General features: G+C 70.7%; 23 protein-coding genes. 11 read left to right on the top strand and 12 right to left on the bottom strand.

What is annotated here, in order from left to right; translation table 11 throughout:
• The first annotated feature begins 2 nt into the window (after positions 1-2).
• The 6 genes from TMZ1T_RS05430 to TMZ1T_RS21520 all read left to right on the top strand — a co-directional run bounded on the left by TMZ1T_RS05430 (position 3) and on the right by TMZ1T_RS21520 (position 5,354).
• The gene (locus TMZ1T_RS05430; RefSeq protein ID WP_012584856.1) at positions 3-383 is read left to right on the top strand and encodes a Na+/H+ antiporter subunit C; all 381 of its coding nucleotides are present in this window, start codon (positions 3-5) and stop codon (positions 381-383) included.
• Positions 380-1,918, top strand: coding sequence for a proton-conducting transporter transmembrane domain-containing protein (locus TMZ1T_RS05425; protein WP_012584855.1), 1,539 nt, complete (start codon positions 380-382; stop codon positions 1,916-1,918). The genes TMZ1T_RS05430 and TMZ1T_RS05425 overlap by 4 nt, the downstream gene beginning before the upstream one ends.
• A gap of 2 nt (positions 1,919-1,920) precedes the next feature.
• Positions 1,921-2,433, top strand: coding sequence for a Na+/H+ antiporter subunit E (locus TMZ1T_RS05420; protein WP_012584854.1), 513 nt, complete (start codon positions 1,921-1,923; stop codon positions 2,431-2,433).
• Positions 2,430-2,849 carry a monovalent cation/H+ antiporter complex subunit F gene (locus TMZ1T_RS05415; protein ID WP_012584853.1) on the top strand — a complete coding sequence of 140 codons (420 nt, stop codon included), beginning with the start codon at positions 2,430-2,432 and terminating at the stop codon, positions 2,847-2,849. Before TMZ1T_RS05420 ends, TMZ1T_RS05415 begins: the two co-directional genes overlap by 4 nt.
• Complete coding sequence (gene mnhG, locus TMZ1T_RS05410) at positions 2,846-3,217, top strand: monovalent cation/H(+) antiporter subunit G (protein WP_004326693.1); 372 nt, start codon at positions 2,846-2,848, stop codon at positions 3,215-3,217. The genes TMZ1T_RS05415 and mnhG overlap by 4 nt, the downstream gene beginning before the upstream one ends.
• A 1,414-nt stretch (positions 3,218-4,631) precedes the next feature.
• Positions 4,632-5,354, top strand: coding sequence for a pseudouridine synthase (locus TMZ1T_RS21520; RefSeq protein WP_261789177.1), 723 nt, complete (start codon positions 4,632-4,634; stop codon positions 5,352-5,354).
• A 334-nt stretch (positions 5,355-5,688) separates the two neighbouring features.
• Here TMZ1T_RS21520 and TMZ1T_RS05400 read toward each other — a convergent pair whose 3' ends face one another.
• The 6 genes from TMZ1T_RS05400 to TMZ1T_RS05375 are packed head-to-tail and all read right to left on the bottom strand — an operon-like array spanning position 5,689 to position 11,700.
• Positions 5,689-6,096, bottom strand: coding sequence for a Na+/H+ antiporter subunit G (locus TMZ1T_RS05400; RefSeq protein ID WP_004303956.1), 408 nt, complete (start codon positions 6,094-6,096; stop codon positions 5,689-5,691).
• Positions 6,097-6,109: 13 nt separating this feature from the next.
• Positions 6,110-6,379 (bottom strand): K+/H+ antiporter subunit F, encoded by a 270-nt coding sequence (locus TMZ1T_RS05395; protein ID WP_004303955.1) that lies wholly within the window; start codon positions 6,377-6,379, stop codon positions 6,110-6,112.
• Positions 6,376-6,903 carry a Na+/H+ antiporter subunit E gene (locus TMZ1T_RS05390; RefSeq protein ID WP_012584851.1) on the bottom strand — a complete coding sequence of 176 codons (528 nt, stop codon included), beginning with the start codon at positions 6,901-6,903 and terminating at the stop codon, positions 6,376-6,378. Before TMZ1T_RS05390 ends, TMZ1T_RS05395 begins: the two co-directional genes overlap by 4 nt.
• Positions 6,903-8,426, bottom strand: coding sequence for a monovalent cation/H+ antiporter subunit D (locus tag TMZ1T_RS05385; protein ID WP_012584850.1), 1,524 nt, complete (start codon positions 8,424-8,426; stop codon positions 6,903-6,905). The genes TMZ1T_RS05390 and TMZ1T_RS05385 overlap by 1 nt, the downstream gene beginning before the upstream one ends.
• Positions 8,423-8,839 carry a Na+/H+ antiporter subunit C gene (locus TMZ1T_RS05380; RefSeq protein WP_012584849.1) on the bottom strand — a complete coding sequence of 139 codons (417 nt, stop codon included), beginning with the start codon at positions 8,837-8,839 and terminating at the stop codon, positions 8,423-8,425. The genes TMZ1T_RS05385 and TMZ1T_RS05380 overlap by 4 nt, the downstream gene beginning before the upstream one ends.
• Entirely contained in the window at positions 8,839-11,700 is a 2,862-nt protein-coding gene (locus TMZ1T_RS05375; RefSeq protein WP_012584848.1) for a monovalent cation/H+ antiporter subunit A, read from the bottom strand. The genes TMZ1T_RS05380 and TMZ1T_RS05375 overlap by 1 nt, the downstream gene beginning before the upstream one ends.
• Before the next feature lie 223 nt (positions 11,701-11,923).
• Here TMZ1T_RS05375 and TMZ1T_RS05370 point away from each other — a divergent pair, with 223 nt between their 5' ends.
• Positions 11,924-12,724: an IclR family transcriptional regulator gene (locus TMZ1T_RS05370; protein WP_012584847.1), complete on the top strand. Its 801-nt coding sequence runs from the start codon at positions 11,924-11,926 to the stop codon at positions 12,722-12,724.
• Between the two features lie 621 nt (positions 12,725-13,345).
• Here the strand turns inward: TMZ1T_RS05370 and TMZ1T_RS05365 are convergent.
• From TMZ1T_RS05365 to TMZ1T_RS05345, 5 genes are all read right to left on the bottom strand, one after another.
• Positions 13,346-13,960 carry an indolepyruvate oxidoreductase subunit beta gene (locus TMZ1T_RS05365; RefSeq protein WP_012584846.1) on the bottom strand — a complete coding sequence of 205 codons (615 nt, stop codon included), beginning with the start codon at positions 13,958-13,960 and terminating at the stop codon, positions 13,346-13,348.
• Between the two features lie 10 nt (positions 13,961-13,970).
• Positions 13,971-15,845: a thiamine pyrophosphate-dependent enzyme gene (locus TMZ1T_RS05360; protein WP_004303943.1), complete on the bottom strand. Its 1,875-nt coding sequence runs from the start codon at positions 15,843-15,845 to the stop codon at positions 13,971-13,973.
• 230 nt (positions 15,846-16,075) lie between these two features.
• Positions 16,076-17,242: a D-alanyl-D-alanine endopeptidase gene (gene pbpG, locus TMZ1T_RS05355; protein WP_004303942.1), complete on the bottom strand. Its 1,167-nt coding sequence runs from the start codon at positions 17,240-17,242 to the stop codon at positions 16,076-16,078.
• 159 nt (positions 17,243-17,401) lie between these two features.
• Positions 17,402-18,547: a patatin-like phospholipase family protein gene (locus tag TMZ1T_RS05350; RefSeq protein WP_004303940.1), complete on the bottom strand. Its 1,146-nt coding sequence runs from the start codon at positions 18,545-18,547 to the stop codon at positions 17,402-17,404.
• A gap of 455 nt (positions 18,548-19,002) precedes the next feature.
• On the bottom strand, positions 19,003-21,276 hold the full coding sequence (locus TMZ1T_RS05345; protein WP_012584845.1) for an NADP-dependent malic enzyme: 2,274 nt from the start codon (positions 21,274-21,276) through the stop codon (positions 19,003-19,005).
• Between the two features lie 388 nt (positions 21,277-21,664).
• Between TMZ1T_RS05345 and TMZ1T_RS05340 the strand changes: the two genes are divergently transcribed.
• The 4 genes from TMZ1T_RS05340 to TMZ1T_RS05325 all read left to right on the top strand — a co-directional run bounded on the left by TMZ1T_RS05340 (position 21,665) and on the right by TMZ1T_RS05325 (position 25,635).
• Complete coding sequence (locus TMZ1T_RS05340; protein WP_004303938.1) at positions 21,665-23,512, top strand: phosphoenolpyruvate carboxykinase (GTP); 1,848 nt, start codon at positions 21,665-21,667, stop codon at positions 23,510-23,512.
• 122 nt (positions 23,513-23,634) lie between these two features.
• Positions 23,635-23,931 carry a hypothetical protein gene (locus TMZ1T_RS05335; RefSeq protein WP_004303936.1) on the top strand — a complete coding sequence of 99 codons (297 nt, stop codon included), beginning with the start codon at positions 23,635-23,637 and terminating at the stop codon, positions 23,929-23,931.
• Entirely contained in the window at positions 23,921-24,436 is a 516-nt protein-coding gene (locus tag TMZ1T_RS05330) for a nucleotidyl transferase AbiEii/AbiGii toxin family protein (RefSeq protein ID WP_012584844.1), read from the top strand. Before TMZ1T_RS05335 ends, TMZ1T_RS05330 begins: the two co-directional genes overlap by 11 nt.
• Positions 24,433-25,635, top strand: coding sequence for a pyridoxal phosphate-dependent aminotransferase (locus TMZ1T_RS05325; RefSeq protein ID WP_012584843.1), 1,203 nt, complete (start codon positions 24,433-24,435; stop codon positions 25,633-25,635). The genes TMZ1T_RS05330 and TMZ1T_RS05325 overlap by 4 nt, the downstream gene beginning before the upstream one ends.
• A gap of 331 nt (positions 25,636-25,966) precedes the next feature.
• Here TMZ1T_RS05325 and TMZ1T_RS05320 read toward each other — a convergent pair whose 3' ends face one another.
• Positions 25,967-26,881 (bottom strand): lytic transglycosylase domain-containing protein, encoded by a 915-nt coding sequence (locus tag TMZ1T_RS05320; protein WP_012584842.1) that lies wholly within the window; start codon positions 26,879-26,881, stop codon positions 25,967-25,969.
• Between the last annotated feature and the right edge of the window lie 82 nt (positions 26,882-26,963).

The raw sequence follows: 26,963 nt of genomic DNA, 5'->3' as shown, positions 1-26,963 counted from the left end.
AGATGGAAATCGTCGTTGCGCTCACCGTCGGCGTGCTGGTGGCGATCGGGATCTGGATGATGCTCGACCGCGGGCTGCTGCGCGTGGTGCTCGGGGTGGTGGTGCTCGGCAACGGGGTGAACCTGGCGGTGTTCTCCGCGGGGCGGCTCGACGGGCTCGCCGCGGCCTTCGCGACCACGGCGGGCGCGCCGGCGCTGGCCGCGAATCCGCTGCCCCAGGCGCTGGTGCTGACCGCGATCGTGATCGGCTTCGCGCTCTTCGTGTTCGCGCTCGCGGTGCTCGAGCGCAGCTGGGCGCTGCACGGCCACGTCGAGACCGACCGCATCACCGCGGTGGCCGAGGAGCCGGCGCCGGACCTGCCCGCGCCGCGAGACGCCGCATGAACGCGCTCGTCGTCGCCCCGCTGCTGATCCCGCTCGCCACCCTGGTGGCGACCCTGTTCGCGCGCCCTTGGCCACGCGCGGTGGCGGCGCTGAGCCTGGCCGGCGCGCTTGCCCTCGCCGGCGTCGGGCTCGCGCTGGTGGCGCTGGCGGCGCAGGGCGGGATCCTAGCCAGCCAGGCCGGCGGCTGGGTGGCCCCCTACGGCATCACGCTGGTGATCGACCGGCTCTCCGCGGCGATGGTGGCGATCACCGGCATCGTCGGCAGCGCGACCATCGTGTTCGCACTCGCACGCGACGAAGACCCGGCGCGCGGGCGCGACTTCCACGTGCTGGTGCACGGCCTGCTGGTGGGTGTGTGCGGCGCCTTCATCACCGGCGACGTGTTCAACCTCTACGTCTGGTTCGAAGTGCTGCTGGTGGGCTCCTTCGCGCTGCTGGTGCTGGGTGGCGGCAAGCGCCGGCTGGCGGGCACGGTGGTGTATGTGGTGCTCAACCTGGTGGCGACGATGATGTTCCTGCTCGCTGCCGGCCTGCTCTACGGCGCCAGCGGCAGCCTCAACATGGCGCTGCTGGCGCAGGCCTTCGCCGCCGGCGAGGTGCCCGTGACCGCGCACGCGGCGGTGGTGCTGATGCTGACCGCGTTCTCGATCAAGGCCGCGCTGTTCCCGGTCTTCGGCTGGCTGCCGGCCTCCTACCACGTGGCGTGGACGCCGGTGTCGGCGCTCTTCGCCGGCCTGCTCACCAAGGTCGGCGTGTATGCGCTGATCCGCCTCGTCACGCTGTTCTGGCCGGAAGCGGGCATCGCCCACGAGGTGCTGCTGTGGGTGGCGTGCGCGACCATGCTGATCGGCGTGCTCGGCGCCGCGGCGCAGGTCGAGGTGCGGCGCATCCTGTCCTTCCACATCGTCAGCCAGGTCGGCTACATGATCCTGGGGCTGGCGCTGGCGACGCCGCTCGCGCTCGCCGGAGCGGTGTTCTACCTGATCCACCACATCGTGGTGAAGGCCAACCTGTTCTTCATCGGCGGCATCGCCGCGCGCCTGACCGGCTCGGAGCGCCTGGCGGCGATGGGCGGGCTGTACGCGCACGCGCCCTGGCTGGCGGTGCTGTTCGCGATTCCCGCGCTGTCGCTGGCCGGCATTCCGCCGCTGTCGGGCTTCTGGGCCAAGTTCGTGCTGGTCGAGGCCAGCCTGGACGCACGCGCCTGGGTCGCCGCCGGCGTGGCGCTGCTCACCGGCCTGTTCACGCTGCTGTCGATGAGCAAGATCTGGAACGAGGCCTTCCTGAAGCCGCATCCGGCCGGCGAGGGGAGCGGGAGCGCTGGGGGCGGAAGCGGGGGCGACGGAAGCGGGGGCGGCCTGCGCAGCGCGGACGGGCTGCGGCCCGCGCTGTGGGCGGTGGGCGCGCTGGCGGCGATGACGGTGGCGATCGGCCTCGCGGCCGGGCCGGTGATGGACTACGCGGTGGCCGCGGCGCAGCAGCTCGCCGCCCCGGCGGCCTACATCGACGCGGTCGTGCGCGCGGGAGGAAACTGAGCATGCTGGGCCTGCACCTCCTGCTCGCGATCGGCCTCGCGGCCTATGCCGACGCGCTGCGGCCGCTGGGCGTGTGCGCCGCCTTCGTCGCGGTATATGTCGCGCTGCGCCTGGCGATCGACCTCCTGGGCATCCGCCGCTACCTGCGCCGGCTCGAGCTCGGCAGCGCGTTCGCGCTGTGGTTCGTCGGCGAGATCTTCCGCGCCAGCGTGGGGGTGGCGCGCATCGTGCTCGGTCGCGCGGCGGCGCCGCAACCGGCGGTGGTGGCGATGCGCCTGGCGCGTCCGGACGATCGCTTCGCCACCCTGCTCGGCTGCCTGCTGACGCTCACGCCGGGCACGATGGCGCTCGACTACCGGCCGGAATCCGGCCTCATGTACATCCACGCGCTCGACGCGCGCACGGCCGCCGAGGTCGAGGCCGGGGTGCGCGAGATCGAGCGCCGCCTGCTGCGCTGGCTCGACGCCGGCGCGCCTGCGGATGCCGGGGATGCGACCGGGAGGGACACGCCATGAACGCCGGCATCGCCGGGGCGGCGTGGGTGCTGCCGCTCACCTTCGCGCTGCTCGCCCTCGCCGCCGCGCTGATCCTGCTGCGCCTGGTGCGCGGCCCGCGCGCGCCCGACCGCGTGGTGGCGATCGACGCGCTGAGCATGATCGCCATCGCCACGATCGCCCTGCTCGCCTTGTCCACCGGCCAGCCCATGCTGCTCGACGCCGCGGTGGTGCTGTCCCTGGTGTCCTTCCTCGGCACCACCGCCTTCATCCTCCTCTTCCACCGCCGCGGCCGCGAGGCCGACCCGGCAGCGGGCCCGCATGGTCGCGCGCCGGGGGGTGGGGAGGCGGCGGGGACGGAGCGGACGGAGTGGGAAGCGAGTGGCGGTGCGGTCACGGAGCGGGAACCTTGCGCGAACGGGGAGGCTGCGCGATGAGTGGATTCCTTGCCTGGCTATCCTCGGCCCTGCTGCTGCTCGGCGCGTCGATCGGCCTGATCGGCGCGATCGGCGTGCTGCGCCTGCCCGACAGCTACACCCGCATGCACGCCGCCAGCAAGGCCGGCGCGCTCGGCGCCGCGCTGATCCTCGCCGGCGTGGCCGCCGCGAGCGAAGGCGGCTTCGCACTCGCCGCGCTGTTCGCGATGCTCGTCCTCCTCGCCACCGCCCCCCTCGCCGCCCACGCCATGTCCCGCGCCGCGCACCGCTCGGGCATCGCTCCGATCACCGGCGCACTCGGAGACGCGCTCGCGGAAGCCGAAGGGAACGCGTCTCCGCCACACCACAACGCCCGAAGCGAGATGTAGGAGCGACGCAAGTCGCGATCACAGCCTTCCCGCCCCGACCACGCCCCTTGCCACCGCACCGCACGATCGCGACTCGCGTCGCTCCCACCACACCCCCCGAAGCGCCGCGGTTCTCTGTCCGATCGCGACTCGCGTCGCTCCCACAACACCCCCTGAAGCGCGGCGGTTCTCTGCCCCATCGCGACTCGCGTCGCTCCCACAACACCCCCTGAAGCCCGGCGGTTCTCCGCCCCATCGCGACTCGCGTCGCTCCCACAACACCCCCCGAAGCCCGGCGGTTCTCCGCCCCATCGCGACTTGCGTCGCTCCCACAGCCCCGCCCGAAGCACGGCGGTTTCCCGTAGGAGCGACGCAAGTCGCGATCACAGCCTTCCCGCCCCGACCACGCTCCTCGCCTCCCCACCGCACGATCGCGACTTGCGTCGCTCCCACAGTCGCGATCAGCGGCCGCTCACGTGCGTTCGTGATCGCCACGGCCATCGGCGATAATGCGCTCTCGAACCGTCGGGGAATCACGTTGAACACCATCCGCAGAAAGCCGCCCACCCCTCAACCCTCGCGCATCCAGGGCACGCTCGGCGTGCGCAAGCCTGCGGACGACGAAGCGCCTGCCGAGGAGGCGTCTTCCGGGCGCGAGTCCGCGGCCGAATCGCGCACGCCGCGGGACCCGGCCCCCGCGAGGCCCGCCGCCGGCGAGCGGCCCTCGCGGCGCCCCGAGCGTGCCGCGAAGCCGGAACGGAACGAACGCGGCCCGCGTCGGGACGAAGGCGCCAAACCCGCGCGCCGCGAAGACGGCGCCAAGCCGGCACGTGGCGATCGCACACCGCGTACTCCAGGCACCGCCCCGCGTGACCAAGAACGCACACCGCGTACTCCGGGCGCTGCCCCACGCGACCAGGAGCGTACGCCGCGTACTCCGGGCGCCGCTTCACGTGACAAGGAACGCACACCGCGTACTCCGGGCGCTGCCCCACGCGACAAGGAACGCACGCCACGTACCCCGGGCGCTGCCGCGCGCGACCAGGAGCGCGCCCCGCGTGGCGACTTCGCGCCGCGCCGCAGCGCCGAGGATCGCGCACCGCGCGGAGATGCACGTCCGCCACGCCGGGACGGGGCGCCGGCACGCGGTGCGGACGAACGCGCCCCGCGCCGGGAGTCCGCCCAGGGCCGCCGGGACGACGAACGTGCGCCGCGGCGCGACTTCTCCTCGAATCGCGAGGATGGCGGACGCGCCGCGCCGCGCTCGTCGGGTCCGCAACGCACGGGCGAGGAGCGTCCCCAGCGCCGGGAATCCGCGCCGGAGCGCAGAGGCGACCAGCGCCCGTCTCCCCCCGCCGCGACCACGTTCGAAGCGCGCGCCGCCTCCGCGGCCGCCATCGCCGAAGCCGCGCAGGCGCGGGCCGCCGTCGAGGGCGTGCGGCTGTCGAAGCTGATGGCCGAGCGCGGCCTGTGCTCGCGGCGCGAGGCCGACGAGTTCATCGAGCGCGGCTGGGTCTTCGTCGATGGCCGGCGCGTGTCGGAGCTCGGCGTGCGCGTCGGCCAGGACGCCCGCGTCACCCTCGCCCCCGAGGCCACGCGCACCCAGCAGCAGCGCGCCACCATCCTGCTGCACAAGCCGGTGGGCTATGTCTCCGGGCAGCCCGAGCCGGGCTATTCCCCCGCGGTGAGCCTGATCGGCCCCGACAACCAGGCCGACCGCGACGTCGCCCAGCGCTTCCACCCCAGCCACCTGAAGAACCTCGCCCCCGCGGGCCGGCTCGACATCGACTCCACCGGCCTGCTGGTCCTCACCCAGGACGGCCGCATCGCCCGCCAGCTCATCGGCGAGGACTCGAAGGTCGAAAAGGAATACATCGTCCGCGTCGAGGGCACGCTGGCCGAGAACGGGCTGGCGCTGCTCAACCACGGGCTGTGGCTGGACGACCGCCCGCTGCGCCCGGCCGAGGTCGAATGGATCAACGACGACCAGCTGCGCTTCGTGCTGCGCGAGGGCCGCAAACGCCAGATCCGCCGCATGTGCGAGCTGGTGGGGCTGAAGGTGGTGGGCCTCAAGCGCGTCCGCATCGGCCACGTGAAGCTCGGCGACCTGCCGCTCGGGCAGTGGCGCTTCCTGCGCGAGGACGAGCGCTTCGGATGACATCCGAGCGCGCCCGGCCGCGTGCCAGGGCGCGCCCGCCGCTCCTGCGGAGAACCGCCGCGCTTGCGGGGGAGCTGTAATCGCGACTTGCGTCGCTCCTACGGGGAACCGCCGCGCTTCGGGGGGCCCTGTGGGAGCGACGCAAGTCGCGATCGGGCGGAGAACCGCGGCGCTTCGGGGGGCGTTGTGGGAGCGACGCAAGTCGCGATCGGGCGGTGCGGCGGCGAGGGGCGGGGTCGGGGCGGGAAGGCTGTGATCGCGACTTGCGTCGCTCCTACGGAGAACCGCGGGGCTGTGGGAGCGACGCGAGTCGCGATCGGGCGACTGGCGGGGCTCAGTCGTGGGCGCCGCGGCGCTCGTCTTCGTCGTCGGGCTCGCTGGGGCCGGGGGCGGCGTCGAAGGTGCTCCAGCCGTAGGGGCGGCCGGTGGGCGGGAGGCCGTCGCGCAGTTCGGTGTGCTCGTGCAGGTGGGCCTTGGCGATGAAGTGGGCGCTGAGCGGTGCGGTCATGAACAGGAAGGCGGTGATCAGCACCTCGTGGATGGACAGCGTGCCCTCCAGCCCGGCGAAGAACACCATGGACGCGGCGAGCGCGCCGCCCACGCCGAGCGTGGTCGCCTTGGTGGGCGCGTGCAGGCGGGTGAGCAGGTCGGGCAGCTTGACCATGCCGATGGAGCCGATGAGCAGGAAGCTGCCGCCGGCGACGATCAGCAGCGAGACGAGGAGTTCGAGCACGAAGGTCATGAGGGGTCTCCGCTCACTCGATGACGTCGCCGCGCAGGATGAAGCGGCAGTAGGCGACGGTGGAGATGAAGCCGAACATCGCGAACAGCAGCGCGGCCTCGAAGAAGTAGGTGGCGCGCTGCTGGATGCCGGCGAGCACGATCAGCGCGATGATGTTGATCACCATGGTGTCGACCGCGAGCACGCGGTCCATGAGCGCGGGGCCGCGCAGCAGCCGCCACAGGTTGAGCAGCAGCGCGAGCGAGGCGGTGGCGAAGCCGAACTGCAGGGCGTATTCGATCACGGGAAGATCTCCTGGAGGCGGTCCTCGTAGCGTTCCTTCATCTGGCGCACGGCCTCCTCGGCGTCGGGCGCGTCGAGGCAGTGCACGAGCAGGCTGCGGCCGTCGGCGGAGAGGTCGCAGGACACCGTTCCGGGCGTCATCGTGATGGTGCCGGCGAGCACGGTGATGGCCTCGGGCGAGCGCAGCTCGAGCGGCACCACCACCCAGCGCGTGGCCAGGCTGCCCACCGGCCGGAACAGGATCAGGCGGGTGACCTGCAGGTTGGCGACCACCACGTCCCAGGCCACCACGCCGAGGTAGGCGAAGGCCTTGGTCCAGGACTTGACCGGCGGGCGCTCGGGCCAGAAGTTGCTCGTCACCCGCGTGATCACCACCGCGAGCACCACGCCCACCACCAGCCCGCCGAAGCTGAAACTGTTGAGCAGCAGCATCCACAGCAGCACCAGCACCGCGCTCATGAGCGGATGCGGCAGCCAGCGTTCGGTGAAGCTGCGCGGGTCGAGCTTGTCGTGCTTCGCGCCCATCAGCGCACCCCCTGTGCGGTGCCGAGCACCGCGTCGATGTAGCCGGCCGGGGCGTAGAGCTGCGCCGCGACGAGCTCCAGCCAGGCGTGCACCGGGCCGGCGAACGCGGTGAGCAGCACCAGGCAGGCCAGCAGCCCGCCCACGGCGACGAAGGACAGCGCGCCGTCCGGGCGATAGGCGGACGCGGGCGCGGCGGGCAGCGCGTGCGCCTTCCAGAACACGAAGCTGCCGGCGCGCGCGAAGCCGACGATGGCGATCAGCGAGGTCGTCAGGATCAGCGCCCAGAACCAGGCCGCGTGCGCCGAGGCGCGCACGCCGTCGAGCACCAGCAGCTTGCCGATGAAGCCGGACAGCGGCGGCATGCCGGTCATGGCGATGGCGGCGACGAAGAACAGGCCGCCGACCAGCCCGCCCTGGGCGATGCGCGGCGCCGCGGCGAAGCGGTCGCGCTGCGCGCCGCGGCGCTCGGCGACGAGGTCGGCGACGAGGAAGAGCGCGCCGGCGGCGAGCGTGGAGTGGATGAGGTAGTACAGCGCGGCGCTGGTGGCCTGCGGAGTGAACACCGCCACGGTGGCGAGCAGCATGCCCATCGAGCCGATCACCGCGAAGCTGGCCATCTGGCCGAGGCTGCGCGCGGCGAGCACGCCGGTCATGCCCAGCACCAGGGTGAGCAGCCCGGCCGGCAGCAGCCAGGGCGCGGCGAGCCAGGCCGCGGCCCCGGCGTCGGCGCCGAAGGCGAGCACGTACAGGCGCAGGATGGAATAGGCGCCCACCTTGGTCATGATCGCGAACAGCGCCGCCACCGGGCCGGGCGCGTTGGCGTAGGTGCCGGGCAGCCAGAAGTGCAGCGGCACGAGCGCGGCCTTGACCGCGAACACCAGCAGCAGCAGCACCGCGCCGGTCTGCAGCAGCGCCTGGTCGGCCGCCGGCACCTGCGGGACGATGCGCGCGAGGTCGGCCATGTTGAGGGTGCCGGTGACGTTGTAGATCATGCCGACCGCGATCAGGAACACCGAGGAGCCGACCAGGTTGGTGACCACGTACTGCACGCCCGCCTTCACCCGCAGCCCGCCGCCGCCATGCACCATGAGGCCGTAGGAGGCGATCAGCAGGATCTCGAAGAACACGAAGAGGTTGAAGAAGTCGCCGGTGAGGAAGGCGCCGTTGATGCCCATCAGCTCGAACTGGAAGAGCGGGTGGAAGTGCTTGCCGCGCTGGTCCCAGCCGCCGATCGCGTACAGCAGCACGCCGAGGCCGAGGATGGCATTGAGCACCAGCATCAGCGCCGCCAGGCGGTCGAGCGCGAGCACGATGCCGAAGGGCGCGGGCCAGGCGCCGAGCGCGTAGCTGCGCACCTGGCCGTCGCTGGCGAGCACCAGCAGCGCGACGGCGATGGCGAGCAGCAGCACGGTGGAGGCCACCGCGAAGGTGCGCGCGAGCACGCCGTCGTGGCGCGCGGCCAGCACCAGCAGCGCGCCGACCACGGCCGGCAGCAGGATGGGGAGGATCAACAGGTGGTTCATGCGCGCTCCCCGCGACCGCTGCGCGCCGTCGCCGGCGCCGGCTTGCGGGCGCGCAGCTTCCAGTCGTCCTCGGCGGCCTCGGGCGAGGCGTCGCCGGGCAGGTCGACGTGGTCGTTGCCGGTCTCGAGGTAGGCGCGCAGCGCCATCACCACCACCACCGCGGTCATGCCGAAGGAGATCACGATCGCGGTGAGCACGAGCGCCTGCGGCAGCGGGTCGATGTAGCCCGTGGCGGCGGCGGAGATCACCGGCGGCTGGCCGATCGCCAGGCGGCCGGTGGCGAACAGGAACAGGTTGGTGGCGTAGGTGAGCAGCGACAGGCCGATCACCACCGGGAAGGTGCGCGCGCGCAGCACCATGTAGATGCCGGCCGCGGTCATCACGCCGATGGCGCTGGCGACGAGGAATTCCATCAGCCCTGCTCCTTGCCCGAGGCGGCGCGCGGATCCACGTCCATCGCGCCGGTGTTGATGGTGTAGGGGCTGGTCCAGCGCCCCATGCGCGAGAGGTTGGCGAGCGCGAGCATGACCGCGCCGACCACGGTGAGGAAGACCCCGGTGTCGAAGGCCATCGCGCTGGCGAGCTCGAACTCGCCCACCAGCGGCAGGTGGAAGTGGCCGAAGGTGGAGGTGAGGAAGGGCTGGTCGAGCACCATCGCGCCGATGCCGGTGGCGGCGGCCACCAGCACGCCAAGGCCGATCATGGCGTGGTAGTTGACCTTGACCCGATGCGCCGCCCAGCCGAAGCCGCTCGCCATGTACTGCATGATCAGCGCGATCGACACCACGAGCGCGGCGATGAAGCCGCCGCCCGGCTGGTTGTGGCCGCGCAGGAAGATGTAGGCGCCGACCAGCATCGCCAGCGGCAGCATGACCCGGGTGGCCACCACCATGATCATCGGGTGGCGGTCGGCCGACTGCGGACGGTCGGGGGACCACGCGCCCAGACGACGGCCGGTGCGGCCGAAGAGCGCGCCGTCGAGCAGGGCGTAGATCGCCAGCGCGGCGATGCCGAGCACGGTGATCTCGCCGAAGGTGTCGAAGCCGCGGAAGTCGACCAGGATCACGTTGACCACGTTGGTGCCGCCGCCGCCCGAGACCGAGTTGTCGAGGTAGTAGCTCGACAGCGAGCTGCCGTCGCGGGTGAGCATCGCCCAGCTCGCCCCGGCCATGCCGATGCCGGCCACGATGGCGAGCACGCCGTCGCGCAGGTGGCGCAGCGGATCGGCGCGCACCGAGGAGCTCTGCGGACCTTCCTTGGGCAGGAAGTAGAGCGCGAGCAGGATCAGGATCACGGTGGCGACCTCGACCGAGATCTGCGTCAGCGCGAGGTCGGGCGCGGACAGGTAGATGAAGGCCAGGCACACGATCAGCCCCACCGTGCCCACCACCAGCACCGACAGCACGCGGCGGCGGAACAGCATCACGGTGAGCGCGCAGCCGCCCACCAGCAGCACCCAGGCGGCGATCGCGGCCGGGTGCGCCGGCAGCAGCGCGCGCGTGCCCGCGGCGTGGGGCGCGGCGAGGAAGGCGGCGAAGCCGGCGAGCGTGAAGGCGGTGAGCGCGAAGGCGAGATAGCGCTGCAGCGAGCCGTTGTGCAGGCCGTGGGTGATGCCGCGGGCGAGCGCGGCCGCGCCCTCGATGAAGGCGTCGAACATCGCCTTGGCCTCGGGGTGCGGCCCCGCCTGCCAGAGCGCGCGCACGCGCCGGTAGGCGACGAGCGCGCCCAGGCCGACCGCGACCGCGATCGCCGACAGGCCGAGCGCCGGGGTGAAGCCGTGCCAGAGCGCGAGGTGATAGTCCATCACCGCCCCGCCGGTGACGGCGCGCGCCACCACCGCCACCAGCGGCCCCGCCACGCTGTCGGGGAAGAGCCCGATCGCCACCACCAGCACCACCAGCAGCGCCGGCGGCAACCACATGCCGGCGGGCGGGTCGTGCGGCGTGTGCGCATCGTCGTCGCGGCGCGCACCGAAGAAGACGTGCACGATGTAGCGGAACGAGTAGGCCACCGAGAAGCACGCCGCCAGCGTGGCCAGCGCGGCGACGATCCAGCCGTTGCCCAGCCAGGTGGTGTCGACCGCCTCGTGCAGCATCATCTCCTTGGAGAGGAAGCCGTTGAGCGGCGGCAGGCCGGCCATCGAGGCCCCCGCCACCATCGCCATGGTCGCGGTGATCGGCATCAGCTGGAGCAGGCCGCCGAGGCGGCGGATGTCGCGCGTGCCGGCCTCGTGATCGACGATGCCGGCGTTCATGAACAGCGCGGCCTTGAAGGTGGCGTGGTTGAGGATGTGGAACACGGCGGCCACCGCCGCGAGCGGCGTGCCGAAGCCGAGCAGCATGGTCACCAGGCCGAGGTGGCTGACGGTGGAGTAGGCCAGCAGGCCCTTGAGGTCGTCCTTGAACAGCGCGATGCCGGCCGCCACCAGCATGGTCACCAGGCCGGTGGTGGCGACGAGGTAGAACCACTCGGTCGTCCCGGCGAGCACCGGCCACATGCGCGCCATCAGGAAGAGGCCCGCCTTCACCATGGTCGCCGAGTGCAGGTAGGCCGACACCGGGGTGGGCGCCGCCATCGCGTGCGGCAGCCAGAAGTGGAAGGGGAACTGCGCGCTCTTGGTGAAGCAACCGGCGAGGATCAGCACCAGCGCCGGCAGGTAGAGCGGCGAGGCCTGGATCGCCTCCTTCTGCTGCAGGATGTCGGTGAGGTTCCAGGAGCCGGCGATGTCGCCCAGGATCAGCATGCCGGCGATCATCGCCAGGCCGCCGGCGCCGGTCACGGCGAGCGCCATGCGCGCGCCCTGGCGGCCCTCGGGCAGGTGCTTCCAGTAGCCGATGAGCAGGAAGGACGACAGGCTGGTGAGCTCCCAGAACACCAGCAGCAGCAGGATGTTGTCGGACAGGACGACGCCCACCATCGCGCCCTGGAAGAGCAGCAGATAGCTGTAGAACACGCCCATCGGGTCGCTCTTGGCGAGATAGAAGCGGGCGTAGACGATCACGAGCAGGCCGATGCCCAGGATCAGCCCGGCGAAGAACATGCCCAGCCCGTCGAGGAAGAAGCCCGCCTGCAGGCCGAGCGCGGGCACCCAGTCCCAGGCGGCGACGAGGACCTCGCCGCGGAACACCGCCGGCGCCTGCGCGAGCAGCAGCACGAGGGCGATGAGCGGAAAGACGAAGGCGGTGGTCGCGCAGGCGCTGCGGCCGGCGCGGATCATCAGCGCGGGAAAGAGCGCGCCGATGAAGGGCAGCAGCACGATCAGGGCGAGGCTCATCGGGGGGCTCCTCGGGCGTGGTCGATGGGAAAGGCGACGTGAATCGCGGGTGGCGGGGGCCACCCACACCCCGCATGAGGACGAATTCCGGGCGGAGTATATCGGTGATGCGACCCCCGCCAAATCGGGGTTGATTTCACTAGGCGAAATCGGATCGCACGGGTACCATTCGCCAGATCTCCTTGCCGGCCCCGGCAAGCTTCCGATCCTTCCCCGAACCTCCGTGCAGCCGAAGAAGACCGAATCCGCCCCCAGTGCCGAAGGCAAGACCTCGATCCAGGTCATCGAACGCATGATGAAGCTGCTCGACGTGCTGGCCGAACATGCCGATCCGGTCCAGCTCAAGCAGCTCGCGATCGAGACCGGGCTGCATCCGTCGACCGCGCACCGCATCCTCGGCGCGATGACGCACAGCGGCTTTGTCGAGCGCTCCGAGGCCGGCGCCTACCGGCTCGGGATCCGCCTGCTCGAGCTCGGCAGCCTGGTGAAGTCGCGCATCTCGCTGCGCGAGACCGCCATGCCCTACATGCTCAAGCTGCACGCCGCCACCGGCGAGAGCGTGAACCTGGGCGTGCGCGCCGGCGACGAGATCGTGTATGTCGAGCGCACCTCGAGCGGGCGCGCCTCGGTGCGCGTGGTGCACATCGTGGGCGCGCGCGCGCCGCTGCACACCACCGCCACCGGCAAGCTCTTCCTGGTCGAGGACGGCCTCGAGCGCATCCGCGACTACGCCCGCCGCACCGCCCTGCCCGCCTCCACCCCGGCCTCGATCACCGCGCTGCCGGCGCTGGAGAAGGAGCTCGACCGCGTGCGCCGCCACGGCGTGGCCTTCGACCTCGACGAGGTCGAGGCCGGCGTGCGCTGCATCGCCGCGGGCATCCGCGACGACAGCGGCGAGCTGATCGCCGGCCTGTCGCTATCGACCCCTTCCGAACGCTTCAACCCCGACTGGGCCCCACTGGTGCGCGAGACCGCCGACGAGATCTCCCGCGCCCTCGGCCACCTTCCGCCAAAGACGGGATAAGCCCGCTTGCGGGCAGCCCCCCTCGCAGCGGCGACGGCCGCAAGGTCTGCACGCGGACACCGATGCCCCGAGGCCGGGTGCGGGAAGACCACGGCCCCCGGGGTGGGAGGTGGAAAAACCACGGCGCCCGGGGTGGGATGTGGGAGCGACGCAAGTCGCGATCCTGCGCCGCGGCGGCGACGGGCGTGGTCGAGGTGGAAAGGCTGCAATCGCGACTTGCGTCGCTCCCACGGCAAGACACCGAAGTCGAGGTGGAAAGGCTGCAATCGCGACTTGCGTCGCTCCCACGGCAAGACGCCGACACCCGGACGCGTTGCGCGAACGCCGACACCCGGATGCGTTGCGACCGAACACCGACGCGCCGAGGCCCGGTGCGGGAAGACCACGGTGCCCGGGGTGGGAGGTGGGAAAACCACGGCGCCCGGGGTGGGATGTGGGAGCGACGCAAGTCGCGATCCTGCGCTGCGGCTGCGACAGGCGTGGTCGAGGCGGAAAGGCTGCAATCGCGACTTGCGTCGCTCCCACGGCAAGACACCGAAGGCCGGATGCGGCTGCAATCGCGACTTGCGTCGCTCCCACGGCAAGACACCGATAGCCGGATGCGTTGCGCGCCGCGATGGGTCAGGCGGTGGCCGGGGTTGGGGCGGGCTGGGCGACTGCGGCGCGGCCGAGCTCGAAGGCCTGGCGGTTGAGCTCCAGCAGCTCGGGCTTGCGGGCGCCGAAGCGCGCCAGCACCGCGTTGCGCAGCACGTCGGCCGGGAAGGGCAGGCGGTCGGACATGGCGCCGAGCATCACGGTGTTGCCGAGGCGGATGTTGCCGAGCTGCAGCGCGAGCGCGCTGGCGTCGAAATCGAACACCGCCAGCCCGAGCTTGCGCATCTCGCCGATCGGGTCCTCGGGGTAGTCGTAGAGGCCGATCGTCACCACCGGCGGCACGAAGCGACCCTGGTTGACCAGCGCGATCCCGCCCGGCTTGAGCATGTGCGCCCAGCGCAGCGCCTCGGCGGCCTCGAAGCCGACGAGCAGGTCGGCCTCGCCCGGCATGATCTGCGGCGACAGCACCTGCGGACCGAAGCGCAGGTGCGAGGTCACCACCCCGCCACGCTGGCTCATGCCGGCGACCTCGGTCTTCTTGACGTCGAAGCCGAGCGACAGCGCCGCCTCGGCGAGGATCTCGGTGGCGGTCATCACACCCTGGCCGCCGATTCCGCAAACCGCGATGTTGGTGATGGTCATGGCGGCCTCCTCAGACCTTGGCGTGCAGGAACTTCACCGGATGCTCCGGCAGGGCATGGACGATGGCTTCGGGCGCACACGGCTGCACGCACAGGCCGCAGCCGGTGCAGGCGGAGGTCTCGATGCGCACGAAGGCGAGCTCGACTTCCTTGCCCGAGGGCTTGACCTGGGTCTCGCGCCGGGTGACGTGGATCGCCGGGCAGCCGACGTCGATGCAGTTGGCGCAGCCGGTGCACTTGTCCGCGATCACCTTGTAGGGCTGCGTGGGCTTGTAGTGGTCGATCAGCACGCAGGGCCGGTCGGTGATGATCACCGAGGGCTCGGGGATCTTGATCTCCTCGCGCAGGGTCTTGAACAGCGTGGGCAGCTCGTAGGGGTCGAGCGTGTGGATGCGCTCCTTCTTGACGCCGAGCGCCTCGCACAGCTTGGCGAAGTCGACCCGCTGCGCGCTCTCGCCGTGGATGTCGCGGCCGGTGCCGGGGTTGTCCTGGCCGCCGGTCATGCCCACCGCGCGGTTGTCGAGCAGCAGCACGGTGACGTTGCCGCGGTTCCAGGTGATGTCGAGCAGGCCCTGCATGCCCATGTGCATGAAGGTGGAGTCGCCGATCACGGCGATCACCGCCTTCTTGGCGTCGGCCTGGCCGCGGCCCTTGTCCATGCCGAGCGCCACGCCCATCGAGGCGCCCATGGAGATGCAGGTGTCGAGCGCGTTCCAGGGGTGGCCGGCGCCCAGGGTGTAGCAGCCGATGTCGCCCGAGATGGTGAGGTTGCGCAGCTGCGCGAGGGTGTAATAGATGCCCAGGTGCGGACAGGCGACGCACATGGTGGGCGGGCGCGGGAAGACCTGCTGCGGCACCAGGCGGGGCTGCGCGGTGACTGGGATTTCCTCGCCGCGCAGGCGGGCCACGGCCGGGCGCAGGCGGTCGGGCGAGAGCTCGCCGACGCGCGGCAGCACGTCCTTGCCCGTGCAGGCGATGCCGCCGGCGCGCAGCTCGCTTTCGACCAGGGGCTCGGTCTCTTCGACCACCAGGAGCTGGTCGACGCCGGCGGCGAACTCGCGCAGGCGCTCGAGCGGCAGCGGGTAGGACTGGCCGAGCTTGAACACCGGCGCGTCGGGGAAGGTCTCGCGCACGTGCATGTAGGCCGGGCCCGAGGTCACGAAGCCGATGCGGCGGTCGCTGCCCTCGACGAGCAGGTTGAACGGGCTCTGCGCGGAGGCGGCGCGCAAGGCCTCCTCGCGCTCGTACATCAGCGCCACGCGCGGCTTGGCGTGGCCGGGCACCATGACCCAGCGCTGCGGATCCTTGACGAAGCCGGCGGGCTCGTGGGCCTCGCGCTCGCCCGCGACGACGCGGCCCTTGACGTGGCAGATGCGGGTGGTCAGGCGCACGATCGCCGGACAGCGGAAGCGCTCGGACACCGCGAAGGCCTCGCGCGCCATGTCGTAGGACTCCTGCGCGTCGGCGGGCTCGAACAGCGGCAGGTGGGCGAAGCGCGCCCAGAAGCGCGAGTCCTGCTCGTTCTGCGACGAGGACATGCCGACGTCGTCGGCGACCGCGATCACGAGGCCGCCTTCGGTGCCGGTGACGGTCATGGTCATCAGCGCGTCGGCGGCGACGTTGAGGCCGACGTGCTTCATCGCGCAGAAGGCGCGCGCGCCCACCATCGAGGCGCCGAGCGCGACCTCGAGCGAGACCTTCTCGTTCACCGACCATTCGGTGTACAGGTCGGGAAAGCGCGACAGCTCCTCGAGGATCTCGGTCGCCGGCGTGCCCGGATAGGCGGCGGCGACGCGGCAGCCGGCGTCGCGCACGGCGAGCGCCACGGCCTCGTTGCCGGACAGGAACAGGCGGCTCGGGGCGGTTTCGGGCAGGGCAGCACCCATGGGGAGATCCTCTCTGGTGGGTTCGGGGTCGGAACCCGCGAGCTTAGTGAGCGCCCTGCCCGGCTCCATTGACGAAGATCAACCGCCCTGCAGTCGTGGTCGCCACGGAGCACCCGCGACGGGCGCCGATGCCGCACCCGCAGCGGCAGTGCGCTCGATCAGACCAAACGCGACGCGGGGCCTGCCCCACCGGGCGGCCCCGCGTCGTTCGACCTGCGTAATCGGGAAGCTCAGCCGCCCGCGCCCTGCGGTGCGGCCGCCAGGCGCTGGGGAGCAGTCTGTTCGAGCCACTTGCGCACGCGCTTGGCGTCGGCGGTGCGGGTGTAGCGGCCGGAGGAATCCATCAGCACCATGACCACCGGCTGCTGGTGCAGCCAGGTCTGCATGACCAGGCAGCGCCCCGCCTCGGAGATGTAGCCGGTCTTGGACACGCTGATCGTCCATTCCGGGCTGCGCACCAGCGAGTTGGTGTTGCCGAAGCGCAGCATGCGGCCGTGCACCGGCACGTAGCGCTCGTGCGCGGTGGAGAACTCGCGGATCAGCGGGTAGGAGGCCGAGGCTGCGACCATCTTGGCGAGGTCGCGCGGGCTGGAGACGTTGGCCGGGTTGAGCCCGGTGCTGTCATGGAAGCGGGTGTTCCACAGCCCGAGCAGGCGAGCCTTGACGTTCATCGCGTCGACGAAGGCGGCCTCGCCGCCCGGATAGTGGCGGGCCAGCGACGAGGCCGCGCGGTTTTCGGACGACATCAGCGCGAGCTGCAGCATCTCCTCGCGCGACAGCGTGGTGCCGAGCGCGAGCCGCGAGCCGGTGCCCTTGAGCTGGTCGATGTCGGCGTCGTTGATCTCGATCGGCTCGGACAGGCTCAGCCCCGCATCGAGCACCACCATCGCGGTCATCAGCTTGGTGATCGAGGCGATCGGCAACACTTCGGTGGCGTTGCGCTCGAGCAGCACCTCGCCGGTGCGCTGGTTGATCACGTAGAAGGCGTTCGAAGCGAGCACGGGCATGCCGCTGCCGTCGAGCGCGACCGGGGTATCCGGTTCGTCGGCGAGCACCGCGGCGGGGGCGGCGAGCGCGGCGGCGGCGACCGCCGGCTTGCGCAGGCTCACCCGCATCGTCGGCGCCTTGCCGCGGGCGTTGGCGGACGCACGGGTCGCAGCCTTGGCGGAACGGGCCGCCTTGGTGTCGGACGCCGTGGCCTTGGCCACGACGCCCTTCTTCGGCGCGGGCTTGACGGCGGCCTTGCGCACCGGGGCGGTGGCCGCGGCCTTCTTCGCGGCCGGCTTGGAAACCTTGCTCGTCGCAGCCTTGCCGGATGCCTTCGGGGCTGCGATGGCCATGCCGGACTGCAGCGCGAACATCGCGGCAATCGCGGCGATCAGGGGGCGAACTTTCATGATGGCGACGGGACGGAGAGCGGTGGAAGGCGGATTCGAGGCGTTCTGCTTTAAAAAATAGGCAGATACGAAATGGATTTCAAGTTGTTTCCAACTCTGGCGGAATTCTACTCCCGCAGCGGCGTCGCCGGCGAGTCCGCTCGCCACCCCCGCCCCGGGTCAGGAGTCGATGCGCAGGAAGCGGCGCAGTTCGCCGGCGCGCGTCATCGCGTCATGATAGCCGAGCTCGATCAGCGCGCGCGTGAAGCTCGGTTCGAAAAGCAGGTAGGAGAGCAGGGTCGAGCCCTCGCGGCGAAAGGTGCCCAGCCCGCGCAGCACGATGCGCAGCTGTGCCGGCAGGCTGTGCGCATGGCGCGCGGCGATGATGTCGAGGCGCTGCGAGGGCTGGATCACCAGGCACTCGAGCGGACGCAGCGCGATCCCCGCCTCGGCGCGGCGGGCCTCGTCGAGGCGGCCCACCGTGTCGTTGATGCGCGCGAGGCGCTCGAGATCGACCTCGAGGGTGTCGAGGAAGATGCTCGACAAGGCGTGGCCGGCGATCTGCGCCGGCGACGGGTAGCCGCCCGCTGCACGCACTCTCCCCTCCTCGGCGGTGCGTCCGGCGCCGATCACCAGGATGCGGTCGGCGCCGAGGTGGATCGCCGGGCTCACCGGCGCGAGCTGGCGCATCGAGCCGTCGCCGAAATACTCGCGATGGATCTTCACCGCGGGGAAGACGAAGGGCAGCGCCGCGCTCGCCAGCACGTGGCAGACGTCGAGCTCGGCGCGCACGCCCAGGCGCTGCGCGCGCCGCCAGGGCTGCAGCTCGGGCGCGCCCTGGAAGAAGGCGAGGCTCTCGCCGGAGGAATAGCCCGAGGCGGTGACGCTGAGCGCGCGCAGGTCGCCGCGGCCGATCGCGGCCTCGATCGCGGGGAAGTCGAGCACGCGCTCGAGCAGGCCGCGCAAGGGCGTGTTGTCGAGCAGCGAGCGTGGCGTCTGCCGCACCAGCCAGCCGCCGAACAGCGCCGCGCCCCAGCGCAGGCCGCTGCCGAAGAGCGTGAGCGGATCGACGCGGTACACCTGATCCACGTGCAGGCTGCGCCAGACGCGCTGGATGTGCCGCACCGCACGGCCGAAGTCGCCCGCGTGCACGGCGAGCGCGACCGCGTTGATCGCCCCCGCCGAGGTGCCGCACAGGATCGGGAAGGGGTTGCCGGGGCGCTTGCCGCGCAGTTCGCGGACCGCAGCCAGCACGCCGACCTGGTAGGCGGCGCGCGCGCCACCCCCGGTCAGCACCAACGCCGCCCGCCCTTCGTCCGCGCTCATCCGCCCGCCTCCGGCCATGGGATGGCGTCAGCTTCGCGCAGCGCAGGCCGACCGGACAAGGAAGGAATGCGCGGGCGCGGTGCGGTAGCGAGGGGCGTGGTCGATGCGGAAGCGCCGCGATCGCGACTGGCGTCGCTCCCACGGAAAACCGGCGCGGTAGGCGCGACGCAAGTCGCGATCGGGCGGGAAACCGGCGCGGTGGGAGCGACGCAAGTCGCGATCGGGCGGTGCGGTGGCGAGGGGCGTGGTCGGTGCGGAAGCGCCGCGATCGCGACTGGCGTCGCTCCCACGGAAAACCGGCGCGGTGGGAGCGACGCAAGTCGCGATCGGGCGGTGCGGTGGCGAGGGGCGTGGTCGGTGCGGAAGCGCCGCGATCGCGACTGGCGTCGCTCCCACGGAAAACCGGCGCGGTGGGAGCGACGCAAGTCGCGATCGGGCGGCGGGCGCGGCTTCGCTCAGCCCGCCTGCCCGGCCTCGACCACTGTGAGCGCGGTCATGTTGATGATGCGGCGCACGGTGGCGGAGGGGGTGAGGATGTGCACCGGCTTGGCCGCGCCGAGCAGGATCGGGCCCACGGTCATGCCGCTGCCGGCCGCGTTCTTGAGCAGGTTGAAGGCGATGTTGGCCGCGTCCAGGGTGGGGAAGATGAGCAGGTTGGCGTCCTCGCGCATCTTCGCGTTGGGGAAGATCTGCAGGCGGTGGCGGGCGTCGAGCGCCGAGTCGCCGTGCATCTCGCCTTCCACCTGCAGCTCGGGATGGTGCTCGTGCAGCATGCGCATTGCCGTGCGCATCTTCTCGGCGGTGGGCGAATCGGCCGAACCGAAGGACGAGTGCGACAGCAGCGCGATGCGCGGCTCGATGCCGAAACGCTTCATCTCCTCGGCGGCGAGCAGCGTCATCTCGACCACCTGCTCGGGCGTGGGGTCGTAGTTGACGTAGGTGTCGGCGAGGAAGAGCGTGCGGCCCGGCAGGCTGAGCAGGTTCACCGTGTACAGGTGATCGACGCCCTCGCGACGGCCGAGCACGTCCTCGACGAACTCGCGGTGCAGGCGGTGCATGCCGTAGGTGCCGCAGATGAGGCCGTCGCCGTAGCCGAACTTGAGCAGCAGCGCGCCGATCAGCGTGGTGCGGCGGCGCACTTCCTTCTTGGCGTACTCCACCGATACGCCGCGGCGCTCCATCAGGCCGTGATAGTGCTGCCAGAGCTGGTTGAAGCGCGGGTCGGAGTCGGGGTTGACCAGCTCGAAGTCGCGCTCGGCGGCCAGGCGCAGGCCGAAGCGCTCGATGTTCTTGGCCACGACCTCGGGACGGCCGATGAGGATCGGACGCGCCAGGCCCTCGTCCACCACCTGCTGCACCGCGCGCAGCACCTTCTCGGATTCGCCCTCGGAGAAGATGATCCGCTTCGGGTTCTTGTGTGCGGCGGCGAACACCGGCTTCATGATCAGGCCGGAGTGCCAGACGAAGTTGTTGAGCTGGCTGCGGTAGGCGTTCCAGTCGGTGATCGGACGCGTCGCCACGCCCGAGGCCATGCCGGCCTCGGCCACGGCGGGCGCGATCTTGACGATCAGGCGCGGGTCGAAGGGGCGCGGGATGATGTACTCGCGACCGAAGCCGGCGACCTTCTCGCCGTAGGCGGCGGCGACGATGTCGCTCTGCTCCACGCGCGCGAGTTCGGCGATCGCCTTCACCGCGGCGAGCTGCATCTCGTCGGTGATGGTGGTCGCGCCGACGTCGAGCGCGCCGCGGAAGATGAACGGGAAGCACAGCACGTTGTTGACCTGGTTCGGATAGTCCGAACGGCCGGTGGCGATGATCGCGTCGCTGCGCACCGCCTTGACCTCGTCGGGGAGGATCTCCGGGGTCGGGTTGGCGAGCGCGAGGATCAGCGGATTCGCCGCCATCTTCGCCACCATCTCGCCCTTGAGCACGCCGCCGGCCGACAGCCCCAGGAACACGTCCGCGCCCTCGATGACCTCGGCGAGCTTCCTGGCGTCGGTCTTCTTGGCGTAGCGCGCCTTGATCGGGTCCATCAGCGCGGTGCGGCCTTCATAGACCACGCCCTCGATGTCGGTGACCCAGATGTTCTCGACCGGCACGCCGAGCTTGACCAGGAGGCCCAGGCAGGCGAGCGCCGCGGCGCCGGCGCCGGACGTGACCAGCTTGACCTTCTTCAGGTCCTTGCCCTGCAGGTGCAGGCCGTTCAACACCGCGGCGCCGACCACGATCGCGGTGCCGTGCTGGTCGTCGTGGAAGACCGGGATCTTCATGCGCTCGCGCAGCTTCTGCTCGATGTAGAAGCACTCGGGCGCCTTGATGTCCTCGAGGTTGATGCCGCCGAAGGTGGGCTCGAGCGCGGCGATCATGTCGATCAGCTTGTCGGCGTCGGGCTCGTCGATCTCGAGGTCGAAGACGTCGATGCCGGCGAACTTCTTGAACAGCACGCCCTTGCCTTCCATGACCGGCTTGGCCGCGAGCGGGCCGATGTTGCCCAGGCCGAGCACCGCGGTGCCGTTGGTGACCACGCCGATCAGGTTGGAGCGCGCGGTGAGCTCGGCGGCCTGCGCCGGGTCCTCGACGATCGCGTCGCAGGCCGCGGCCACGCCGGGGGAGTAGGCCAGCGACAGGTCGCGCTGGTTGGACAGCACCTTGGTCGGGGTCACCGAGATCTTGCCCGGGTGCGGGTAGCGGTGGTAGTCGAGGGCCGCACTGCGGATCAGCTCGTCCATGGTCTTCCTCCTTGGTCTTTTGGGTGTGGGACGGGCGCCATGCCGGCGCGCCGCGCGTCAACGGCACAAGCATACCGCGGACCCGCTTATTTTCGCATTACGAAAACAAAATCTGCGATGTGAAAATTACGTATACCGCGCCCGTGAGGGTCCGTCGCGGCAGGCGGACTGCATCACACCGATCGTTACGATCGCATTCATGGCCGCGTGCCGACCATGGCATAATTATGGGCTCAACCGTTGGCGATCTGCCCGAGTGGCGCTCGCGAGCGGAAGTCGGAGCGCCCGCCACGGGCGCCCATGCAGCCCGCCGGCCAGGCAGCCCCTGCAACAACGATGGCCGACCGACGGGAATGGTTTCGCATCACAGCACGGGAGAGCTGTACACATGTCTCAGAACCACGCCCAGGCGGCCATCGCCGCTGCCCCCGAATACGTCCGCCACGAAGGCCTGAAGAAGTGGGTCGGCGAGATCGCCGCGCTCACCGAGCCCGACCGCGTGGTCTGGTGCGACGGCTCGCAGGAGGAGTACGACCGCCTGTGCGCCGAGATGGTCGAATCCGGCATGCTGATCAAGCTGAACCCGGAAAAGCGCAAGAACTCCTTCCTCGCCTGGTCCGACCCCTCCGACGTCGCCCGCGTCGAGGACCGCACCTTCATCTGCTCGCAGGACAAGGCGGACGCCGGCCCGACCAACAACTGGGAAGCCCCGGAAGTGATGCGCGAGACCCTGAACGGCCTGTTCAAGGGTTGCATGCACGGCCGCACCATGTACGTGATCCCGTTCTCGATGGGTCCGCTCGGCAGCCCGATTGCCCACATCGGCGTCGAGATCTCCGACAGCCCCTACGTCGTCACCAACATGCGCATCATGACCCGCATGGGCCGCGGTGCGGTCGAGGTGCTCGGCACCGACCGCGAGTTCGTGCCCTGCGTGCACACCGTGGGCGCCCCGCTCGCCCAGGGCGAGAAGGACAGCCGCTGGCCGTGCAACCCGACCACCAAGTACATCGTGCACTACCCCGAGACGCGCGAGATCTGGTCCTACGGCTCGGGCTACGGCGGCAACGCCCTGCTCGGCAAGAAGTGCTTCGCGCTGCGCATCGCCTCCACCATGGCGCGTGACGAGGGCTGGCTGGCCGAACACATGCTGATCCTCGGCGTCGAGTCCCCCGAAGGCGAGAAGTCCTACGTCGCCGCCGCGTTCCCGTCGGCCTGCGGCAAGACCAACTTCGCCATGCTGATCCCGCCGAAGTCCTTCGACGGCTGGAAGATCACCACCGTCGGCGACGACATCGCCTGGATCAAGCCCGGCCCCGACGGCAAGTTCCGCGCCATCAACCCCGAGTACGGCTACTTCGGCGTCGCCCCCGGCACCTCCGAGAAGACCAACTTCAACGCGATGGCCACGCTGAAGGAAAACATCATCTTCACCAACGTCGCACTCACCGACGACGGCGACGTGTGGTGGGAAGGCATGACCAAGGAGGCCCCGGCCCACCTGGTCGACTGGCAGGGCAAGGACTGGACGCCCGAGATCGCCAAGGAAACCGGCCGCAAGGCCGCGCACCCGAACGCGCGCTTCACCGCGCCGGCCAGCCAGTGCCCGTCGGTCGATCCGGCCTGGGAAGATCCCGCCGGCGTGCCGATCTCGGCCTTCATCTTCGGCGGCCGCCGCGCCACCACCGTGCCGCTGGTGTACCAGGCCTTCAACTGGAACTTCGGCGTGTACATGGCCTCGACGCTCGGCTCCGAGACCACCGCCGCCGCCTTCGGCGCGCAGGGCGTGGTGCGCCGCGACCCGTTCGCGATGCTGCCCTTCTGCGGCTACCACATGGGCGACTACTTCAACCACTGGCTGCGCATGGGCCACGTGGTCGAGGACACCCCCAAGATCTTCTGCGTGAACTGGTTCCGCATGAACGAGCAGGGCCAGTTCATGTGGCCGGGCTTCGGCGACAACATGCGCGTGCTCAAGTGGATCGTCGACCGCTGCAAGGGCAAGATCTCCGCGAAGGAAACCGCGCTGGGCTGGATGCCGCGCTTCGAGGACCTCGACTGGAACGGCGCCGACGTCGGCCGCGAGGAGTTCGAGGCGCTCACCAAGGTCGACGCCGACGCCTGGCGTGCCGAGCTGAACTCGCACAAGGAGTGGTTCGACAAGCTGCAGGACCGCCTGCCGCGCCAGCTGGTGCTCAAGCGCGAGCTGTTCGAACTGGCGCTGAACGCGGACTGAGCCTGAGCTTGCCCGCTCCGAAAAAGCGCCGCAGTCCGGCGCTTTTTCTTTTTCAAGCCCGAAATTGAAGCGGCTGGGGGGACAGGCTAGACTAGCTGCTCCCGAGGCCAGGGAAGACGATCATGACGGTTCGACACTTTGCCGACCTGGAGTCGATGTCGCATCACCAGCGCGAGCAGGAGCTGATGCAGGCAATCCGTGTTCAGGGCATGTCGGTCGCTGCCTTCAGCGCCTGGCTCAGGCAGGCCCTCGACCCGCTCCAGCAGCTTGCCGGCCCCGCGCTCGATTTCGATATCGACGCCGGCCGGGCGAGGGCGCGCCACTTCACCAGCCGCGAAGAAAAGCAGCGCTTCGACGAGGCGCGCGAACTCGATCGCGCGCTTCGACTTGCGCTCGACCGGCGTCGTGATGAGCACTGAAAGGAGACGGGCTCCACGGACCAGCGACGTCCGGCGAGTCGCACGAGCCCTGCAGGAACACGGCGTCGAGTATGCGGTGATCGGCGGAATCGCGATGGCCCTGCACGGCTTTCCGCGTGCGACGAAGGACATCGACCTTTTCCTGCCCGTCGCGGCCGAGAACAACAAGCGCTTGCTGGCCGCACTGGCGACGATCCCGGAAAGCCGCGAGGTCTTGCGAGAGCTCAGGCAGGAGTGGCTGGATCAGGGCTTTTCGACCGCTGCGGACGGCGAAATCAGCATCGATCTCCTGTTCGTCGCGGCGGGCCACACCTTCGAAGCGCTTCGCCCACACCTCCAGACGGTGGTCTTCGAAGGCGTCCCGATCCGCACCCTCGATATCGACGGCATGCTGATGACGAAACAGACCTCGCGCGATACCGATCTACCCGACCGCAAACGCTTGCGACAACTGCGCGACGCCCTGCGTGCAGCGCAGGCACACCGCCCCCCGGACTCGAAATGACCGCTTCCCCGACTTTCCGCTCTACGCTGCTCTCGCAACGCGCTGCCGACATCCAGCCCTTCCACGTCATGGAACTGCTGCGCCGCGCGCGCGAACTCGAGGCGCAGGGGCGCGACATCATCCACATGGAGGTCGGCGAGCCCGACTTCGGCACCCCGGCGCCGGTGGTCGAGGCCGCCACCCGCTTCCTCGCCGGCGGCGACGTGCATTACACCCCGGCGCTCGGCCTGCCGGCGCTGCGTGAGGCGATCGCGCGCTTCTATCACGACCGCTTCGGCGCCGACGTCGCGCCCGAGCGCATCGTCGTCACCGCCGGCGCCTCGGGCGCGCTGATGCTGGCGCTCGCCGCCACCACCGATCCGGGCGACGAGTGGCTGCTGCCCGACCCCGGCTATCCCTCCAACCGCCACCTGATCCGCGCCTTCGAAGGGGTCGCGCGCGCGCTCGCGGTCGATGCCGCGAGCCGCTACCAGCCCCGCCCCGAGCAGGTCGACGCCGCCTGGGGCAAGCGCACCCGCGGGCTGATGGTGGCGACACCGTCCAACCCCACCGGCACGCTGCTCTCGGTCGCGGAGATCGCCGCGCTGCACCGGCGCACCCGCGCGCGTGGCGGCGTGCTGCTGGTCGACGAGATCTACCAGGGGCTGACCTACGGCGTGGAATCGGCCAGCGCACTTGCCGACCCGGTGCTGAACGCGGCCGACGACGTCTTCGTGGTGAACAGCTTCTCGAAGTATTTCGGCATGACCGGCTGGCGGCTCGGCTGGCTGGTGGCGCCGGCGGGCTTCGTGCGCGAGCTCGAGAAGCTCGCCCAGCACTTCTTCATCTCGCCGTCGACGCCGGCGCAGCACGCCGCGCTCGCGGCCTTCGCGCCGGCGACGATCGCGATCCTGGAGGAGCGCCGCCACAAGTTTGCCCAGCGCCGCGACGTGCTGCTGCCGGCGCTGCGCGCGCTCGGCTTCGGCATCGCCGCGGAGCCGCAGGGGGCGTTCTACGTGTATGCGGACGTGTCGGCGCTCGCCGACGACTCGGAAGCGCTCGCGCGCCGGATGATCGAGGAAGCGGGCGTGGCCGCGACGCCCGGCCTGGATTTCGGCCACCACCTGCCCCGCCGCCACCTGCGCATCGCGTACACCACGCACGGCGCGCGACTGCTGGAGGCTGCGGAGCGGATCCGCCGACTAGGACTGGGAAGCTGAGCCGGAGGCCGCTCGCCCGAGGGGTGGGCGGTCGGCGCCTGCGACCGGCGCCAAACTTCGATCGGCGCCCGAATCGCGACTTGCGTCGCTCCTACGGCAAGACCCGCAGAGCCCCGGCGTAGGATGCAGCAACGCCCCACGCCCTCGAAACCGCCCCGGCTGCGATGAACCGCCCCGGCTGCGATGTAGGAGCGACGCAAGTCGCGATCCCCCCCGCCTGCGATGTAGGAGCGACGCAAGTCGCGATCCCCCGCCGGGCGCGGCGTAGGAGCGACGCAAGTCGCGATCCCCCGTCCGACGCCCCGCCCGCGCGCTTGCAGGGCGCAGGAACTCAGCTCGCCTGCTCCGCGCTGGAACGATCGCGGCCGGCGATCAGCATCAGGCGCTTCTTCAGCGCCATGACCTTGCGCGTGTAGCGTGCCTTCGGGTCGTTGAGCGCACCGTTGTAGTACTGCAGCGCGCGCTGCATGCTGCCGTAGCGCTGCAGCCCCTCGTGCAGCACCAGGGTGCCGACGCGGACATTGACCTCGGGATCGAACAGGACGTTGCGGCCGCGATTGGGACCGATCTTGTCCTTGTGATAGCGCGGAATCACCTGCATCAACCCGAGCGCGCCCATGTTGCTGACCGCGCGATGGTTGAAGCTCGACTCCACCGCCATGATCGCGACGATCAGCAGGGGGTCGAAACCGAGTTCCTCGGCGTGCGTCTCGGCCGCGGCCAGCGCGGGCTCGATCGTCTCCTCGGAAACCTGGTAGGTGTCGGCGATCCAGTCGCGCACACGCTCCATCTCGTCCGAGAGCGCGCCCTCGTCCTCGAATGGGTTGTCGACCAGCGCCGCGATGTCGCGCAGCGCAGGCTGATGGAAGACCGGCGGGATCGGCTCCGCCACGGCGCGCGCGGCCTTGCGCTCGATCAGCCCCGGCGCGACCACCGGCAAGCTCTCGTGCAAGCGGGTGGAGGCGGCGAGGGACGGAATCGAGGCCGCGAAGGAGGGAGCCGAAGCGCCCATCTCGCCCCGGCGGGGGGCAAAGGACAGCACCGAGGCCATGGCCAGTTCGGAAGCGGTCGGTTCGGCCTGCAGGCCGAGGACGTCGCCGTAGCGCACATCCGCCGCACCCGCCCCTTGCGTGCCGAGCCAGCTCATGCCCATGAGACCAACGGAAAGAACTGCACCGTGCGCCAGACTGCGCGCAGCGCCGCCCGCCTGACGCGCGAGCGCCTTGAATCGAGTTGCGTGTTTCATGGTGTCCTCCATGCTGTGGCCTGAGTCCTGCCGTGGAAGAGCCCTGTGGTGGGGGCCGCCCGGTGCCGCCCTGTCGGGCAGC

The sequence above is a fragment of the Thauera aminoaromatica genome (genome assembly GCF_000021765.1).
GTDB classification, from domain to species: domain Bacteria; phylum Pseudomonadota; class Gammaproteobacteria; order Burkholderiales; family Rhodocyclaceae; genus Thauera; species Thauera aminoaromatica.
Note: the sequence above shows the minus strand (reverse complement) of the source record. Positions and strands in the feature narration are given on the sequence as shown.